This window comes from Pseudomonas sp. 8209 (genome assembly GCF_028682105.1).
Lineage (GTDB): Bacteria > Pseudomonadota > Gammaproteobacteria > Pseudomonadales > Pseudomonadaceae > Aquipseudomonas > Aquipseudomonas palmensis.
The window spans coordinates 388,050-404,026 of sequence record NZ_JANIAH010000002.1 but is presented as its reverse complement, the minus strand read 5'-3'; the positions used below and the strand labels follow the sequence as shown (position 1 = coordinate 404,026).

General features: G+C 66.3%; 16 protein-coding genes. 8 read left to right on the top strand and 8 right to left on the bottom strand.

Annotation, left to right across the window (positions count from 1 at the left end; all coding sequences use genetic code 11):
- Positions 1–8: 8 nt before the first annotated feature.
- From NP552_RS05520 to NP552_RS05505, 4 genes are read left to right on the top strand one after another with little or no spacing between them, the layout of a single operon-like run.
- Complete coding sequence (locus NP552_RS05520) at positions 9–302, top strand: hypothetical protein (protein ID WP_043863226.1); 294 nt, start codon at positions 9–11, stop codon at positions 300–302.
- Between the two features lie 3 nt (positions 303–305).
- Entirely contained in the window at positions 306–1,169 is an 864-nt protein-coding gene (locus NP552_RS05515) for a DUF72 domain-containing protein (RefSeq protein WP_213607016.1), read from the top strand.
- Between the two features lie 33 nt (positions 1,170–1,202).
- Entirely contained in the window at positions 1,203–2,033 is an 831-nt protein-coding gene (locus NP552_RS05510; protein ID WP_274096537.1) for an isocitrate lyase/PEP mutase family protein, read from the top strand.
- Between the two features lie 6 nt (positions 2,034–2,039).
- Entirely contained in the window at positions 2,040–2,729 is a 690-nt protein-coding gene (locus NP552_RS05505; protein WP_058541477.1) for an extensin-like domain-containing protein, read from the top strand.
- Here NP552_RS05505 and NP552_RS05500 read toward each other — a convergent pair.
- Entirely contained in the window at positions 2,726–3,346 is a 621-nt protein-coding gene (locus NP552_RS05500) for a hypothetical protein (RefSeq protein WP_058541478.1), read from the bottom strand. The genes NP552_RS05505 and NP552_RS05500 overlap by 4 nt on opposite strands.
- 99 nt (positions 3,347–3,445) lie before the next feature.
- Here NP552_RS05500 and NP552_RS05495 point away from each other — a divergent pair, with 99 nt between their 5' ends.
- Positions 3,446–4,225, top strand: a complete 780-nt coding sequence (locus NP552_RS05495) for a class I SAM-dependent methyltransferase (protein WP_274096536.1) — start codon at positions 3,446–3,448, stop codon at positions 4,223–4,225.
- On the opposite strand, the gene NP552_RS05490 is transcribed toward NP552_RS05495, so the two are convergent.
- A complete protein-coding gene (locus NP552_RS05490; RefSeq protein WP_043863232.1) occupies positions 4,226–4,861 on the bottom strand; it encodes a TetR/AcrR family transcriptional regulator in 636 nt (211 codons plus the stop codon).
- 280 nt (positions 4,862–5,141) lie between these two features.
- Here NP552_RS05490 and NP552_RS05485 point away from each other — a divergent pair, with 280 nt between their 5' ends.
- Both NP552_RS05485 and NP552_RS05480 read left to right on the top strand, forming a co-directional pair.
- Positions 5,142–6,242 (top strand): efflux RND transporter periplasmic adaptor subunit, encoded by a 1,101-nt coding sequence (locus NP552_RS05485; RefSeq protein ID WP_043863233.1) that lies wholly within the window; start codon positions 5,142–5,144, stop codon positions 6,240–6,242.
- 6 nt (positions 6,243–6,248) lie between these two features.
- Positions 6,249–9,314: an efflux RND transporter permease subunit gene (locus tag NP552_RS05480; RefSeq protein ID WP_043863234.1), complete on the top strand. Its 3,066-nt coding sequence runs from the start codon at positions 6,249–6,251 to the stop codon at positions 9,312–9,314.
- Positions 9,315–9,392: 78 nt separating this feature from the next.
- On the opposite strand, the gene NP552_RS05475 is transcribed toward NP552_RS05480, so the two are convergent.
- From NP552_RS05475 to plsB, 3 genes are read right to left on the bottom strand one after another with little or no spacing between them, the layout of a single operon-like run.
- Complete coding sequence (locus NP552_RS05475; RefSeq protein WP_043863235.1) at positions 9,393–10,082, bottom strand: DUF4197 domain-containing protein; 690 nt, start codon at positions 10,080–10,082, stop codon at positions 9,393–9,395.
- Between the two features lie 32 nt (positions 10,083–10,114).
- Positions 10,115–10,513: a YbaY family lipoprotein gene (locus tag NP552_RS05470; protein WP_043863236.1), complete on the bottom strand. Its 399-nt coding sequence runs from the start codon at positions 10,511–10,513 to the stop codon at positions 10,115–10,117.
- Between the two features lie 13 nt (positions 10,514–10,526).
- Positions 10,527–13,022, bottom strand: a complete 2,496-nt coding sequence (plsB, locus tag NP552_RS05465) for a glycerol-3-phosphate 1-O-acyltransferase PlsB (protein WP_043863237.1) — start codon at positions 13,020–13,022, stop codon at positions 10,527–10,529.
- A 222-nt stretch (positions 13,023–13,244) separates the two neighbouring features.
- Between plsB and NP552_RS05460 the strand changes: the two genes are divergently transcribed.
- Positions 13,245–13,454: a cold-shock protein gene (locus tag NP552_RS05460; protein WP_038996759.1), complete on the top strand. Its 210-nt coding sequence runs from the start codon at positions 13,245–13,247 to the stop codon at positions 13,452–13,454.
- A gap of 108 nt (positions 13,455–13,562) precedes the next feature.
- Here the strand turns inward: NP552_RS05460 and NP552_RS05455 are convergent, their stop codons facing one another.
- The 3 genes from NP552_RS05455 to dapE are packed head-to-tail and all read right to left on the bottom strand — an operon-like array spanning position 13,563 to position 15,923.
- Positions 13,563–13,940, bottom strand: coding sequence for a hypothetical protein (locus NP552_RS05455; RefSeq protein WP_043863238.1), 378 nt, complete (start codon positions 13,938–13,940; stop codon positions 13,563–13,565).
- A gap of 19 nt (positions 13,941–13,959) precedes the next feature.
- Entirely contained in the window at positions 13,960–14,772 is an 813-nt protein-coding gene (locus NP552_RS05450) for a putative RNA methyltransferase (RefSeq protein ID WP_274096535.1), read from the bottom strand.
- Complete coding sequence (gene dapE, locus NP552_RS05445) at positions 14,772–15,923, bottom strand: succinyl-diaminopimelate desuccinylase (protein ID WP_043863240.1); 1,152 nt, start codon at positions 15,921–15,923, stop codon at positions 14,772–14,774. Before dapE ends, NP552_RS05450 begins: the two co-directional genes overlap by 1 nt.
- Positions 15,924–15,977: the final 54 nt, after the last annotated feature.

Sequence of the window (15,977 nt, the reverse complement as noted above, 5' to 3'; positions counted from 1 at the left end):
AATCGTTCATGCGTGTCGACGGCTTCTCTTCCCAGTCCTATCCGATCAAGCGCCCGCTGCGCAAGCCGCCGGTGCGCGAAGAGGACGTGGACGAAGACCTGCCGGGCGAGTTCGAGGCGCAGCCGTCGCCATCAGGTGCTGCAGGCGGCGCCAGCCGCAGCGGCCTGCCGGTGCGCCAGCAGGACATGATCTTCCCGCGGGCGCGCAACAAGCGCACCGCCCAGGCCCTGGCCAGCTACCTGACCACTGCCGGCTTCGTGGACTGGGAGATGGAAGTGCTGGGGTTGGACCTGTACATTTGAGGCATGACGCCTTTACCTTACTTTCTCGGTTGCCCGTCCTGGAGTGAAAACGCCTGGCGCGAGTACCTGTACCCCGCCGAGGCCAGACCCAGCGACTTTCTTGGCCTCTACTGCCAGGTGTTCAATGCGGTGGAGGGCAACACCACCTTCTATGCGCGCCCCGCGCCCGCCACCCTGGAACGCTGGGCGCAGATCATGCCCGCGCACTTTCGCTTCACCGCCAAGTTCCCCGGCGACATCAGTCATGCAGACGACCTGCGTCAGCAATGCGTGGCCGCGCACACCTTCATCAACCTGCTCAAGCCGCTGGGCGCCCGTGTGGCGCCCTACTGGTTGCAGCTGCCTGCCAGCTTCGGTCCAGCACGCCTGGGCGAGCTGGTGGCATTTATCGACGAGGTGGACGTGCCGCTGGCGGTGGAGGTGCGCAACAAGGCCTTCTTCGCCAAGGGGGAGGAGGAACGTCTGCTCAATCGGCTGTTGCTCGATCGCGGCGTCGAACGCATCTGCCTGGACCCGCGTGCCCTGTTCAGTTGCACCTCGCGCGATCCGGGCGTGCTGCATGCCCAGTCCAAGAAACCGCGGGTGCCGCCACGCCCTGCCGCCTTCAGCCAGAGCCCGCAGGTGCGCTTCATCGGCCACCCGGAACTGGCGGCCAACGAGCCGTTTCTGCTGCCGTGGCTGGACAAGGTCGCGGCCTGGATCGAGGAGGGGCGCACCCCGTACGTTTTCCTGCATACTGCCGACAACCGCCTGGCAGCCGCGCTGGCGCAGCGTTTTCATCAGGGCCTGATGGAGCGCCTGCCCGGCTTGCCGGCCTTGCCTGAACTGCACAGGGCGCCCGCAGCCGAGCAGCTTGGCCTGCTCTGACCGCCCCGTACCGCCTGCTCTGGAGTCGTGATCATGGATGTGCAAACCCTGCGTGCCGAAGCCTTCAAGGCGCTGCATGAACGTGATGGCGCCTTTGTCATCCCCAACCCCTGGGATGCAGGCTCGGCCAAGCTGCTGGCCAGCCTCGGCTTCGAGGCGCTGGCCACCACCAGCGCCGGCCTGGCGTTCTCGCTGGGGCGCCCCGATGCCGAAGGCGCCATGAGCCTGGAGGAAACCCTGGGCAACGCGCGCAGCATCGTCGATGCCACCGCTCTGCCGGTGGCTGCAGACCTCGAGAACGGCTTCAGCGATACGCCCAAGGGCTGCGCCGAGACCATCCTGCAGGCCGCCGCTGTGGGGCTTGTAGGCGGCTCCATCGAGGATGCCAGCGGCAACCCGCAAGAGCCGATCTATGGCTTTCATCAGGCAGTGGAGCGCGTCGAGGCAGCCGTTGCGGCGGCGCGCAGCCTGGAGTTCCCGTTCACCCTGTGTGCCCGCGCCGAAAACCTGCTGCACGGGCGCCTGGACCTGGACGACACCATCAAGCGCCTGCAGGCCTTTGCCGAGGCCGGTGCCGATGTGCTGTACGCGCCGGGCTTGCGCAGCGCCGAGGAGATTCGCCAGGTGGTGCAGGCCGTGGCGCCCAGGCCGGTAAACGTGCTGATGGGGCTGAGCGGGGTGGGCCTGAGCGTAAGCGACCTGCAGGCGCTCGGGGTCAAGCGCATCAGCGTCGGCTCGTCGCTGGCGCGTGCGGCCTACGGCGCGTTCTTCCACGCCGCCGAACGGATCCAGCAGCAGGGCCGCTTCGACTATGCCGAACAGGCGCTGCCGTTCGACCAGCTCAACCAGTTGTTCAGGCGCTGATCGTCCATGCGGGGAGTGGGCATTTTCCTGGTGATAGCGATGGCGGCGGGGTTGGTGGCCTGGCAACAGGGCTGGCGCCTGCCGGCTGCCTGGAACCCGTGGGCGGTGCTGGACGTCAAGGCGCCACCGAACCTGCTGACCCCCTACAAGCTGAGCCGCCTGCAGGATGACCCCAGGCTTTGCGAACAGGCCCTGGCCACCTCGACGCTGCGCTACAGCAAGCAGGCCGACAGCGCGCCAGATGTGGCCTGCCCGCTGCACAACGTGGTGCGGGTGCAGGGCTCGGGCGTGCGCCTGAGCAGCAGTTTTCTGGCCAGTTGCCCAGTCGCGGTGGCCTTCGCGCTGTTCGAGCGCCACGGCCTGCAACCGGCCGCGCAGCGTGCATTCGGCCAGGCAGTGGTGCAGGTCGATCACCTGGGCAGTTTTGCCTGTCGCAATGTGTACGGGCGCAAGGAAGGGCGGCGCAGCCAGCATGCCAGCGCCAATGCGCTCGACATCGCCGGGTTCAGGCTGGCCGATGGGCAGCGCATCGAGGTGCTGCGCGACTGGCCGGGTGAGGGGGTGAAGGCGAAGTTTCTACGCGAGGTGCAGGCTGGCGGCTGCGACAGTTTCAACACGGTGCTGGGGCCTGACTACAACGCTGCCCACCGCAACCACTTCCACCTGGACATGGGCTTCTGGCAGATCTGCCGTTAGGCGGCGATGCGCACGTTGTTCAGTACCACCGGACGGGCCCAGCTGAGGTCGAACTCCAGGTCCGACTGCTGCTTGAGCAGCGTGGCCTGGTCGAACGGCTCCGGCGCCGGGTCGAGCAGGCTGGCTTCCAGCTCCGCGATCGGCAGGTGCAGCGGGTAGGGTTGCGGCGCCGGGCCTGGCTGCGGCAGCGGATGACCCTGGCTCATCACCACCGGGCGCACCCAGTTGTTGCTGATGTCCAGCTGGCGCTGCTGCTCCACCAGTTCCAGCGCGCTGAATGGCGGCGCAGGCTTGTCCAGCAGGTCCAGTTCGAATTCGGCAATCGGCAGGAACAGCGGCTCGGGCGGGGCGACGATGGTGTCGTGCACGTCGCACAGGCGCTGGCTGTGGATCTGCGCCAGGGTCTGGCTGCCGGCAATCGGTTCGCCGGTGACGGTGTCGACCTCGGGGACCGCCAACTGACCTTCCTGCGCACCTTCACCCTGCTGCTCTGCCAACGCCTGGGCAAAGAAGTCCTGCCACAGGTGGCTGACGCCGCCGAGGGTCTGGGTGTTGTGCCGGGCAAAGTCGCCGACGGGCGACAAATAACCGGAAGGGAGCTGAAGAATGTCTGACATGGCAGTCGAAGGCTGTCCGGGTCTGGCAAAATAGCGATTACTGCGGTTATCGGCACAGGCCGGCAATCATTTAATTTTTTTGTGTGGGGAAGGTGAGCGGTGGAGGAACTGGCGGACGGCGGTATCCGGGTCGAGGCGTTGGCTGCCGAGTATCAGGCACAGGCCGAGCACTGGGCGGTGCGCCTGGGCTTGCCGCTGCAGGATGCATCGGCGGCCTTTGCCGTGCAGGTGGGCGAGACCGGCCTGCAGATCCAGCAGTTGGGCCCCCAGGCACCGGGCCCGGTGCGGGTGGATTTCGTCGAGGGCGCGGCGGCCCATCGTCGGGTGTTCGGCGGGGGCAGCGGGCAGATGATCGCCAAGGCGGTCGGCATCGCCCAGGGCGTGCGCCCACGGGTGCTGGATGCCACGGCAGGGCTGGGCAAGGACGCCTTCGTGCTGGCCAGCCTGGGCTGCCAGATGCAACTGATCGAGCGCCAGCCGCTGGTGGCGGCGCTGCTCGAGGATGGCCTGGCGCGTGCGGCAGCGGATGCCGAGGTAGGCCCCATCGTGGCCCGCATGCAACTGCTGGCAGGCAACTCCATCGAGCGCATGCGCGACTGGCAGGGCGAACCGCCGCAGGTGATCTACCTCGATCCGATGTTCCCGCACCGCGACAAGAGCGCCCTGGTGAAAAAGGAGATGCGCGTATTCCGCCCGCTGGTGGGCGATGACCTGGATGCCCCGGCACTGCTGGAGGCCGCCCTGGCCCTGGCCAGCCACCGGGTGGTGGTCAAGCGCCCGCGCAAGGCGCCGATCATCGACGGGCCCAAGCCCAGCCATAGCCTGGAAGGCAAGTCGAGCCGCTACGACATCTACCCCAAGAAAGCCCTCAAGCCCTGACTAGGGGCGGTAGGCCCGCAAAAACACCGCCACCACGTCCTGCACATGTGCCTCGGCAGCCTCGGCGTCCAGCGCCGGGGAGTAGCCGAGCAGCAGGCGATAGTTCGGCGCCCCCTTGAGCAGGCAGAAGAAGTGCTCGGCCGCCCTGGCCGGCTGCTCGATACGCAGCAGGCCATGCTGGTCGACGCGCTGCAGCAGTGCTTCCATCTCGCGCAGCACGCGCAACGGGCCGGCTTCGAAGAAGATCTGGCTGAGCTTGGGGTCCTGGGTGCCCAGGGCCATGATCAGGCGGCTGAGCTTGACCGATTGATCGCTGTTGATCAGCGCCTGGAAGCCGCGCCCGATGTTCAGCAGGACCTGCTCCACCGACGTGCCTTCGGTCAGTTCGAAGAACAGTTCGGGCAACTGGGCCGTGCAGGTGGCCACGATAGCCGAGGAGAACAGTGTCTCCTTGTCGTTGAAGTGGCTGTAGACCGTCAGTTTCGAAACCCCTGCCGCATTCGCGACCGCATCCATGCTGGTGTTGGCGTAACCGTGGGTGAGAAACAGGGCTTTGGCCGCCTCGAGGATGGCCTGGCGCTTGGCGAGGTCCTTGGGCCGGCCGGGGCCGTTGGGGGCGCTGGTTTCGTTTGGCATGAATGACACGTACAGGTTCGTTAAGGGGTACAGGGTACACCGTGGTCGCCGCCTGGGGGCTGCAATCTGCGCTTTGAACGCCTATCAGCGCCAGTGATGGCGGGTGGAAGTGGCTTTTTCGGCTCCACGGAGGGCCCGAGCGGCAGGTCCAGGTGTCAGTTCGGTGCGTGCGACGACCCTGAAATTTCTGTCCGACAATCGCTTCCCGGCGCCGTTGCGCTGATTTACTATACCCGCCGGTATAAATATTAGATGCGCTACTCACGGAAGGTTCTCGATCATGTTGCGCCATGCCTTGCCCCTTGCATTTCCGCTTACCCTTGCCTTGCTGCTGAGCGGCTGCGGGCAGGAGAGTCCCCCGCCAAGCACCCTGCGCCCGGCCATGGTGGTGCAGCCGCAGCTGTCCACGGCGGCGGTCGACAGCTACCCCGGCGAAGTGCGCGCCCGGCTCGAGCCGGAGTTGGCGTTTCGTATTCCCGGCAAGGTCAGCAAGCGCCTGGTGGAGGAGGGCCAGCGGGTCAAGGCCGACCAGCCATTGGCCGAGCTCGACCCGCAGGACGTGCGCCTGCAGCTGGAGGCCAGCCGCGCGCAGATGGCAGCGGCCCAGGCCAACCTGAGCCTGGTCAAGGCCGAGCGCGACCGCTACCAGACCCTGCTGGAACGCCAGATGGTCAGCCGCTCGCAGTTCGACAACGCCGAAAACCTGTACCGCGCAGGCCTGGCGCGGGCCAACCAGGTGCGCGCCGAATTCGATGTGGCCGGCAACCAGGCCGGCTATTCGGTGCTGCGCGCGCCACAGGACGGGGTGGTGGCCAAGCGTCAGGTCGAGGTGGGCCAGGTGGTGGCTGCCGGGCAGACCGTATTCACCCTGGCCGCCGATGGCGAGCGCGAGGTGCTGATCAGCCTGCCGGAGCAGAACTTCGGGCGCTTCAAGGTCGGCCAGCCGGTGTCGGTGGAGCTGTGGTCGCAACCGGATACGCGCTTCGAGGGTCGCATCCGCGAGCTGTCGCCGGCCGCCGACCCGCGGTCACGTACCTTCGCTGCGCGCATCGCGTTCGCGGCCGGCAAGGTGCCCGCAGAACTGGGGCAGAGCGCACGGGTGTTCATCCAGCACGCCGAGCAGGTGCCGCTGGCGGTGCCGCTGTCGGCCCTGAGCGCCGAGAACGGCCAGACCTACGTGTGGCGGGTGGAGCCTGACAATACGCTCAAGCGCACCGTGGTGCGGGTTGGCGCCTACGGCCAGGCCAGCGTGCCGGTGCTCGAAGGCCTCAAGCCCACCGATTGGGTGGTGGCGGCTGGCGGCCATGTGCTGCACGAGGGGCAGCAGATACGACCGGTGGACCGGTCCAATCGCGTGGTGAATCTGGCGGCCAAGGAGTAAGTCCCGATGGGTTTCAACCTTTCCGCCTGGGCGCTGCGCAATCGCCAGATCGTGCTGTTCCTGATGGTGCTGCTGGCCCTGGTCGGCACGCTTTCGTATACCAAGCTGGGCCAGAGCGAAGACCCGCCGTTCACCTTCAAGGCCATGGTGATCAAGACCAACTGGCCGGGGGCGAGCGCCGAGGAAGTCTCGCGCCAGGTCACCGAACGCATCGAGAAGAAGCTGATGGAGACGGGCGAGTACGAGAAGATCGTCTCGTTCTCGCGCCCTGGTGAGTCCCAGGTCACTTTCATGGCCCGCGACTCGATGCATTCCAAGGATGTTCCCGAGCTGTGGTACCAGATCCGCAAGAAGGTCGCGGACATTCGCCACACCTTGCCGCCGGGTATCCAGGGGCCGTTCTTCAACGACGAGTTCGGCACCACGTTCGGCAATATCTATGCACTGACCGGTGAAGGTTTCGACTACGCGGTGCTCAAGGACTACGCCGACCGCGTGCAGATCCAGCTGCAACGGGTAAAGGATGTGGGCAAGGTCGAGCTGCTCGGCCTGCAGGACGAGAAGATCTGGATCGAGCTGTCGAACCTCAAGCTGGCGACCCTGGGCCTGCCGCTTGAAGCTGTGCAGCAGGCGCTGGAGGAACAGAATGCGGTGACCACCGCAGGCTTTTTCGAAACCCCCAGCGAGCGCCTGCAACTGCGCGTGAGCGGGCGTTTCGAGACGGTGGAGCAGATCGAGCAGTTCCCCATTCGGGTGGGCGAGCGCACCTTCCGTATCAGCGATGTGGCCGATGTGCGCCGCGGTTTCAACGATCCGCCCGCGCCACGCATGCGCTTCATGGGCGAAGATGCCATCGGCCTGGCGGTATCGATGAAGGCCGGTGGTGACATCCTGGTGCTGGGCAAGGCCCTTGAGGTCGAGTTTGCCCGTATCTCGGCCAATCTGCCGGCCGGCATGCAGCTGCGCAAGGTGTCCGACCAGCCGGCCGCCGTGAAAACCGGCGTAGGCGAGTTCGTGCAGGTGCTGGTGGAAGCACTGGCCATCGTGCTGCTGGTGAGCTTCTTCTCGCTGGGCATGCGCACCGGCCTGGTGGTGGCGCTGGCGATTCCGCTGGTGCTGGCGATGACGTTTGCCGCGATGTATTACCTCGGGATCGGCCTGCACAAGATTTCCCTGGGGGCGCTGGTGCTGGCGCTGGGGTTGTTGGTGGATGACGCGATCATTGCGGTGGAGATGATGGCGATCAAGATGGAGCAGGGCTTCGATCGCTTCAAGGCCGCCAGCTACGCCTGGACCAGCACCGCCTTCCCGATGCTCACCGGCACCCTGATCACCGCGGCGGGCTTTCTGCCGATTGCCACGGCGCAGTCGGGCACGGGCGAGTACACCCGCTCGATCTTCCAGGTGGTGACCATTGCCCTGATTGCCTCGTGGATCGCTGCCGTGGTGTTCGTGCCGTACCTGGGCGAGCGGCTGCTGCCAGACCTGGCCAAGCTGCACGCGGCCAAGCACGGCACCACCGATGGCGCCACCGACCCCTATGGCACGCCGTTCTACCAGCGTGTACGGCGGCTGGTGGGCTGGTGCGTGGCGCACCGCAAGACGGTAATCGTGGCGACCCTGGGCCTGTTCGTGCTCAGTGTGCTGTCGTTTCGCTTCGTGCCCCAGCAGTTCTTCCCGGCCTCCGGACGGCTGGAGCTGATGGTCGACCTGAAGCTGGCCGAGGGCGCCTCGCTGAGCAACACCGCCGAGCAGGTCACGCGCCTGGAGGCCCTGCTCAAGGAGCGCGCCGGCATCGACAACTATGTGGCCTACGTGGGCACCGGCTCGCCGCGCTTCTACCTGCCCCTGGACCAGCAGTTGCCGGCAACCAGCTTCGCCCAGTTCGTGGTGCTGGCCAAGACCATCGAGGAGCGCGAGGCGCTGCGCAGCTGGCTGATCGAGACCCTGAACGAGCAGTTCCCGGACCTGCGTTCGCGGGTCACGCGCCTGGAAAACGGCCCGCCCGTGGGCTATCCGGTGCAGTTCCGGGTCACCGGCGAGCACATCGAGGAGGTGCGTGCACTGGCGCGCAAGGTGGCGGCCCGGGTGCGCGAGAACCCGCATGTGGTGAACGTGCACCTGGACTGGGAAGAGCCGAGCAAGGTGATCTACCTGAGTATCGACCAGGACCGTGCCCGGGCCCTGGGGATCAGCACCGCGCACCTGGCCAAGTTCCTGCAAAGCTCGCTGACCGGTTCGTCGGTCAGCCAGTTCCGCGAAGACAACGAGCTGATCGAGATCCTGCTGCGCGGCACGCGCCAGGAGCGCACCGAGCTGACCAACCTGTCGAGCCTGGCGGTGCCCACCGAGAATGGGCGCAGCGTTGCGCTGTCGCAGGTGGCGACGCTGGAGTACGGCTTCGAGGAAGGCATCATCTGGCACCGTAATCGCCTGCCGACGGTGACGGTACGTGCCGACATCTATGGCAAGGAGCAGCCGGCGACCCTGGTCAAGCAGATACTGCCGACCCTGGAGCCGGTGCGTGCCGAGCTGCCGGATGGCTACCTGCTGGAAGTGGGCGGTACGGTGGAGGATTCGACCCGCGGGCAGAACTCGGTGAATGCCGGGGTGCCATTGTTCATCGTGGTGGTGTTGAGCTTGCTGATGGTGCAGTTGCGCAGCTTCTCGCGCACGGTGATGGTGTTCCTCACCGCGCCATTGGGGCTGATCGGGGTGGTGCTGTTCCTGATGGTGTTCCGCCAGCCGTTCGGCTTCGTGGCGATGCTGGGCACCATTGCGCTGTCGGGGATGATCATGCGCAACTCGGTGATTCTGGTGGACCAGATCGAGCAGGACATCGCGGCCGGGCTGGACCGTTGGCAGGCGATCATCGAGGCCACGGTGCGGCGCTTCCGGCCGATCGTGCTGACCGCGCTGGCGGCGGTGCTGGCGATGATTCCGTTGTCGCGCAGCGTGTTCTTCGGGCCGATGGCGGTGGCGATCATGGGCGGGCTGATCGTGGCCACGGCGTTGACGCTGCTGTTCCTGCCGGCGCTGTATGCGGCGTGGTTCAAGGTGCGCAAGCCCTGAGAAGGCGTTCGCCGGCAAGGCCGGCTCCTACGGGGGCACTGCGCATCCTGTAGGAGCCGGCCTTGCCGGCGAAGGGCCCTAGAGGGCGCCGAAGACCTTCTTGGCCAGGCTGGTAGCCGCGGCCGCCGGGTTCTGGCGGATCGTCGCTTCCTGCTTGCCGATCATCTCGAACAGGCCATCCAGCGCTTGTTCGGTCACATAACCCTCGACGTTGGCGTTTTTGCTGTCCAGCAGCCCCAGCGACGAGGCCTGCCCGGCAAAGCTGTTGTACTGCTTGGCCAGGCCGACCTGGTCGGTGGCCTGCTTGACGATGGGCAGGAACTTGGCACGGATCTGCTCGCGGCTGGTCTTGTTCAGGTACTGGGTGGCCGAATCGTTGCCACCGCTGAGAATACCCTTGGCATCGGCCACGCTCATCTTCTTGACCGCATCCACCAGCAACGCCTGGGCCTGCGGTACTGCCGCCTCGGCCGCCTTGTTCATGCTGGCTTCGAGCTGGTCGACCTCGGCGCCCATGCCGAATTTCTTCATGGCCTTGGCAGCCTTGCCCAGGTTGCCCGGCAGCTCGATGCGCACGTCCGGGTTGTTGCTGAAGCCGCCTGGGGTGCCCAGTTGCTTGACGGCAATCTGCGCACCCTGGGTCAGGGCATCCTTGAGGCCGCCGGTGGCGTCCTTCTGCGACAGGTCGCCGAGTGACAGCGCCAGCGCACTGGCCGACAACAGCAGGCCGGCACACAGGCCGGTAAAGGTAAGAGCAGGGCGGAACATGGCAGCATCCTTATCCAAAGGCAAAAAGGGGATCAGCGAACGGCGTCGACCTTGATTCGTACAGGCTGGGCGTCGCTACCGTCCAGCTGCACGCCGTGGTGTTCGGTGTTGATGAACAGCAGCTTGCCGTCCAGCTCGATGCGCGCGCTCACGGCATAGCGGTGGCCCGGCTTGACCTGTGCCGGGTCGTAGCTCAGGTGAAACGGCAGGGGCACCTGGCCTTTTACCGGGCCGCTCTGGTTGGCCAGGGTGACGGCTGGCGCATCGGCCAGCGACACGTCCTGCAGGCTGACGCTCAGGGTGGCTGCCGGTGGCAGGGCGATGCGCTGCAGGTAGAACACCTCGCCGTCCAGGCTGGCCTTGGAGGGTGACGGGGTGCTGCTGCAGGCGGCCAGCAGGCTGCCCAGCACAGCCAGGGTCAATTTCTTCATCGTGTACTCCTGTTCAGACTTGTTGCTCGGTGTGTTCGGTGGTTTCGTCGCTGCGCTGCAAGGCCACCTGGCGGATCGACAGGCGCACCTCGGCCGACAGCACGCGCTTGGCGGCGCCTTCGGCCAGCTCGCTGAGTTTTTCATGGTAGCCGAGCTTGCCCGCCGCATCCGGGCGCAGCACGCCCTGTTCGATCTGGGTCTGGATGAAGTGGCGGAACAGGCTCTTGTCGAAGAATTCCGGGGCGTTCAGGCCATGCAGGATCGACAGGCGCTGGGCCATGACCACGCACAGGTCTTCCAGCTCTTCGGCGCTGAGGGTGTGCTGGCCGCTGTTGAGCAGCAGCGCGGTGGCCATGTAGAAGCGCTGCAGGGTCTGGGTGATGGCCCGCGCCAGCAGGGTCAGCAGCACGAACTGGCGCGAACTCGGGGCCGGGCGCAGGTACACGCCGTTCTCGAAACGCAGCAGGCCCTGTTCGACGAATGCCTCCAGCCACTGGTCGATCACCCCGTCGAGCTCCTGGGCATCCCAGCGGATGAACAACTCCGACTGCAGATACGGGTACAGCGCGTGGGTGTAGCGGCCGATCAGTTCGCGGCTGATGCGCGAGCTGCTCTGGAAGAAGCTTGCCAGCAGCGCCGGCAGGGCGAAGATGTGCAGTACGTTGTTGCGGTAGTAGGTCATCAGTACCGCGTTGTTTTCATCCAGGTACAGGATGCGCCCCAGCGCGTCCTGCTGCTCGGCCAGCAGGTCCATGCCGCGCACGTGGCCGATCAGCGCCAGGCCGTCGCCTTCGGGCAGGGTGGTATGGGCCGAGTAGGGCACCTGGCGCAGCAGCGCCAGGTACAGGTCCAGTACCCGCGCCAGGGCGCGTTCGTCCAGGGCCAGGCGGCTGGTGGACAGCAGCGCCAGGGCCACCAGGTTGACCGGGTTGATCGCGGCGGCCTCGTTCAGGTGCTGCGCGACCTTCTCGCCCAGGCGCGAGGTGGTTTCGTTGAGCCAGGCCGGTCGGAACTGCGGGCTGTGGTCCTGTTCGCGCCAGCCCGGTTGCTGCTGGTCGAGGAAGCTGGCCAGGCGGATCGGCTCGCCGAAGTTCACGGCCACCTGGCCAAAGCGCTGCTTGAGCGCGCCGATGACCTTGAAGATGTCGAAGATCGATTCCTTCTTCTTGCTCGCCCCGCGCAGCTCGCCCAGGTAGGTGCGGCCTTCGAGCACGCGCTCGTAGCCGATGTACACCGGCACGAACACGATCGGGGTGCGCGAGGAGCGCAGAAAACTGCGCAGGGTGATCGCCAGCATGCCGGTCTTGGGCTGCAGCATGCGCCCGGTGCGCGAGCGCCCGCCCTCGACGAAGTACTCCACCGGGAAGCCCTTGGTGAACAGGGTGTGCAGGTACTCGTTGAACACCGCGGTGTACAGCGGGTTGCCCTTGAAGGTGCGGCGCATGAAGAACGCACCGCCGCGGCGCAGCAGGCTGCCGATCACCGGCATGTTGAGGTTGATGCCGGCGGCGATGTGCGGCGGCGTCAGGCCGTTGCGAAACAGCAGGTACGACAGCAGCAGGTAGTCGATGTGGCTGCGATGGCAGGGCACGTAGATCACCTCGTGCCCCGGCGCGATGCCTTGTACCTGTTCGATATGGTTGACCTTGATGCCGTCGTAGATCTTGTTCCAGAACCAGCTCAGCACCACTTCGAGGAAGCGGATGGCGGTGTAGGTGTAGTCCGAGGCGATCTCGTTGCCATAGCGCAGGGCCTGGGCCTCGGCCTTGGCCAGCGGGATGTTCTCGCGCTGGGCCTCGTCGCTGATGGCCTGGCGTACCAGCGGGTCGTGGATCAGGCCCTTGACCAGGTTGCGCCGGTGCGAGATGTCGGGGCCGATGACGGCGGTCTTGAGGTTGCGAAAATGCACCCGCAGCAGGCGCTGGGCCATGCGCACGGTGCGTTCGTGGCCCTTGTTGTGCTCGACCAGCTCACGCAGATGGATCGGCGCGGAAAACTGCACGCGGGTCTTGCGCCCCAGGATCAGCACGGTAAGCAGCCGGCGCAGGCGCCCGGTGACGGCCCAGCTGTCGGCGAACAGCAGCTTCCACGGGCTCGATTCGCTGGCCGGCGACTGGCCCCAGAACACGCTGACCGGAATGATCTGCGCGTCCTGTTCGGCGTGCTGGCTGACCAGGTTGACCAGGCGCGTCAGCGTCGGCGGTGCGCCGCGCTTGTCGTGGCGGCCCAGCCAGTCGGGTTCGGGGGTCAGGTAGAAGAACGCCGCCGGTTCCATCATCGGGCCTACCGCCACGGGCAGCACCGGGCGCGGAAGCCCGGCTTTGGTGCATTCGCGGTCGAGCACGGCCAGATCGGTGAGCGCGGGTGATTGCAGCACGTAGAACACCGGACGGCTGCGGTCCAGGTTCAGCGAGAAGGATGACTGGTTGATGGTTTCGGAGCGCACCCACAGGTACAGCAGTCGGCGCAGGGCGCCGAAGATCAGGCGGCGCAAGGGGGAACGGGTCATTCGGTAGGTGCCCTGGGTAATGGGATTCGAGCAGATGCTCGGTAGGTTAGTGTGCCGTATCCGCGCAAGTTCAGCAAAAAGCGCCCCGGTCATGAAAATTGTTGAATGGCTGCGTTATAGTCGGTCCGCCACTTGCAGGACAAATCCGCAAGCGGCGTAGGTGGGGCCTGGTGAGGCCCTGCCGACAAGGCGATTCCAAAATAAAAATCCGGAGTAGTTCAGATGTCGTCTCGTGAGACTGGAAGTGTGAAGTGGTTCAATGACGCCAAGGGATATGGCTTCATTCAGCGTGAGGGCGGTGCGGATGTGTTCGTGCATTACCGCGCGATCCGCGGTGAAGGGCATCGCACCCTGCTGGAAGGGCAACAGGTCGAGTACAACCTGACCCAGGGCCAGAAAGGCCTGCAGGCCGAAGACGTAGTGGGGCTGTAAAGCGGCAGGCGCCAGCCTTGCTGGCGATGGGCTGCGCAGCAGCCCCTTGGCCCGGCGATGCCGGGCTTCGCCAGCAAGGCTGGCGCCTAAGCAAAGCCGGTCAACGGCTCAACTGGTACGCCAGGTGATCTCTTCCTCGCCATCGGCGCTGATGCGGATCCAGCGGTCGGCGTCTTCTTCACCTTCCTCTTCCACCCAGCTACCCGGCGCGCAGCGTACTTCGACATTGAGTGCGGCGAATGCGGCGCGGGCGCAGGCGATGTCGTCCTCCCACGGGGTCTGGTCGCTTTCCAGGTACAGGCTGTTCCATTTGCCCACAGCCTTGGGCAGCCAGGTAACAGGTACGTTACCGGCCTTGCACTTGTAGGTCTGGCCCTTCTGCTGCCAGTCGCTGCACGGGCCGAGGGCCTGGCCCAGCCAGGCGGCGATCTGCTTGTGATCGACGTCGGCGTCCTTCAGGTAAATCTCGATATCGGGTTGGCGCATGGGGCTCTCCGGGTGCGGCTCAGTCTTGGCGCACAAAGTAATCGTAACGCATCGATACCGTCACCTCTAAGGGCTCGGGGTGATCGATGACGGCCGCGCGTCTTTCTGCGCTGGCGCGCCAGCCATGGGGGGTCATGGCCAGCAGGTTGGCGCGGTCGGCCGGGGCCGCCAGGCTCAGGCGAAACTCCAGCACTTCGCCGTGGGCGTGGTGCATGCCCTCGGGCACCAGGGCCAGGTGCTTGTCGTCGGCATAGTCGCGCACTTCATCGTACAGCCGTTCGCGCAGCTCCATCAGGTGGCCGCGGGTGGGGCCGACGCGCATCAGGCCGCCGCCGGGGCTGAGCAGGCGCCTGGCTTCCTGCCAGTCCAGCGGGCTGAACACGCTGGCCAGGAACTGGCAGCTGGCATCGGCCAGTGGCACCCGGGCCATGCTCGCCACCAGCCAGGTGAGTGCCGGGTTGCGCCGGCACGCACGCTTGACCGCCTCGCGGGAGATGTCCAGGGCATAGCCGTCGGCCTGGGGCAGGGCGTCGGCCAGCTGCGCGGTGTAGTAGCCTTCGCCGCAACCGATGTCCAGCCAGCGCGCGGGGGCGCGCTCGGCCGCGAGCTGGGCCAGGCGCCGTGCCACCGGGGCGTAGTGCCCGGCATTGAGGAAGTCGCGACGTGCCTCGACCATGGCCTGGTTGTCGCCAGGGTCACGGCTGTTCTTGTGCTGCACCGGCAACAGGTTCAGGTAGCCCTGGCGCGCCCGGTCGAAGCGGTGCCCGGCAGGGCAGCCGACACCGTTGTCCAGGGCGTCGAGCGCGGCGCTGCAGATGGGGCAGATGAGCATCAGACGAGCAACCGGGTCAGGGTCTGGTAGTAGATCTCGGTCAGCACGTCCAGGTCGCTGGCCAGGACCCGCTCGTTGACCTGGTGAATGGTGGCGTTGACCGGGCCCAGTTCGACCACCTGGGTGCCCAGGGTGGCGATGAAGCGCCCGTCGGAGGTGCCGCCGCTGGTGGAGGCCTGGGTGTCGCGGCCGGTCACGGCCTTGATGCTGGCCGACACCGCGTCGAGCAGGTCGCCCGGTTCGGTGAGGAACGGCAGGCCCGACAGCGCCCAGTCCACCTGCCAGTCCAGGCCGTGCTTGTCGAGGATCGCCGCCACGCGGGCCTGCAGCCCTTCGACGGTCGACTCGGTGGAGAAACGGAAGTTGAACAGTGCGGTCAGCTCGCCTGGCACCACGTTGGTGGCGCCGGTCCCCGAGTTGAGGTTGGAGATCTGGAAGCTGGTGGGGGGAAAGAAATCGTTGCCCTCGTCCCAGTGCTCGGCGGCCAGTTCGGCCAAGGCCGGGGCGGCCAGGTGGATCGGGTTCTTCGCCAGGTGCGGGTAGGCCACGTGGCCCTGCACGCCACGCACGGTGAGCCTGGCGCCAAGCGAGCCGCGACGGCCGTTCTTGACCACGTCACCGACCAGGGTGGTGCTCGACGGCTCGCCGACGATGCACCAGTCCAGGCGTTCGTTGCGCGCCGCCAGGCGTTCGACCACGGCCTTGGTGCCGTGATGGGCCGGGCCTTCCTCGTCGCTGGTGATCAGGTAGGCGACCTTGCCCTTGTGGTTCGGGTAGTCGGCGACGAAGCGCTCGGTGGCCACGATCATGGCGGCCAGGCTGCCCTTCATGTCGGCCGCGCCGCGCCCGCAGAGCATGCCGTCGGCGTCGATCAGGGCGTCGAACGGGTCGTTGGCCCAGGCCTGCACCGGGCCGGTGGGCACCACGTCGGTGTGGCCGGCGAAGCACAGTACCGGGCCGTCGTCGCTGCCGTGGGTGGCCCAGAAATTGTCGACGTCTTCGATGCGCATCGGTTCGAGCATGAAGCCGGCATCGCCCAGGCGCTGCATCATCTGTTTCTGGCAGTCGAAGTCCAGCGGGGTCACCGAGGGACGACGGATCAGGTCGCAGGCCAGTTCAAGGGTAGGCGAGAGGTCGGCTGGGGCCGTCATGAAGGACTCCGGGGTGCAAGGCTGGGGCAAAAAGAAGGGGCGTTATCTTATAGC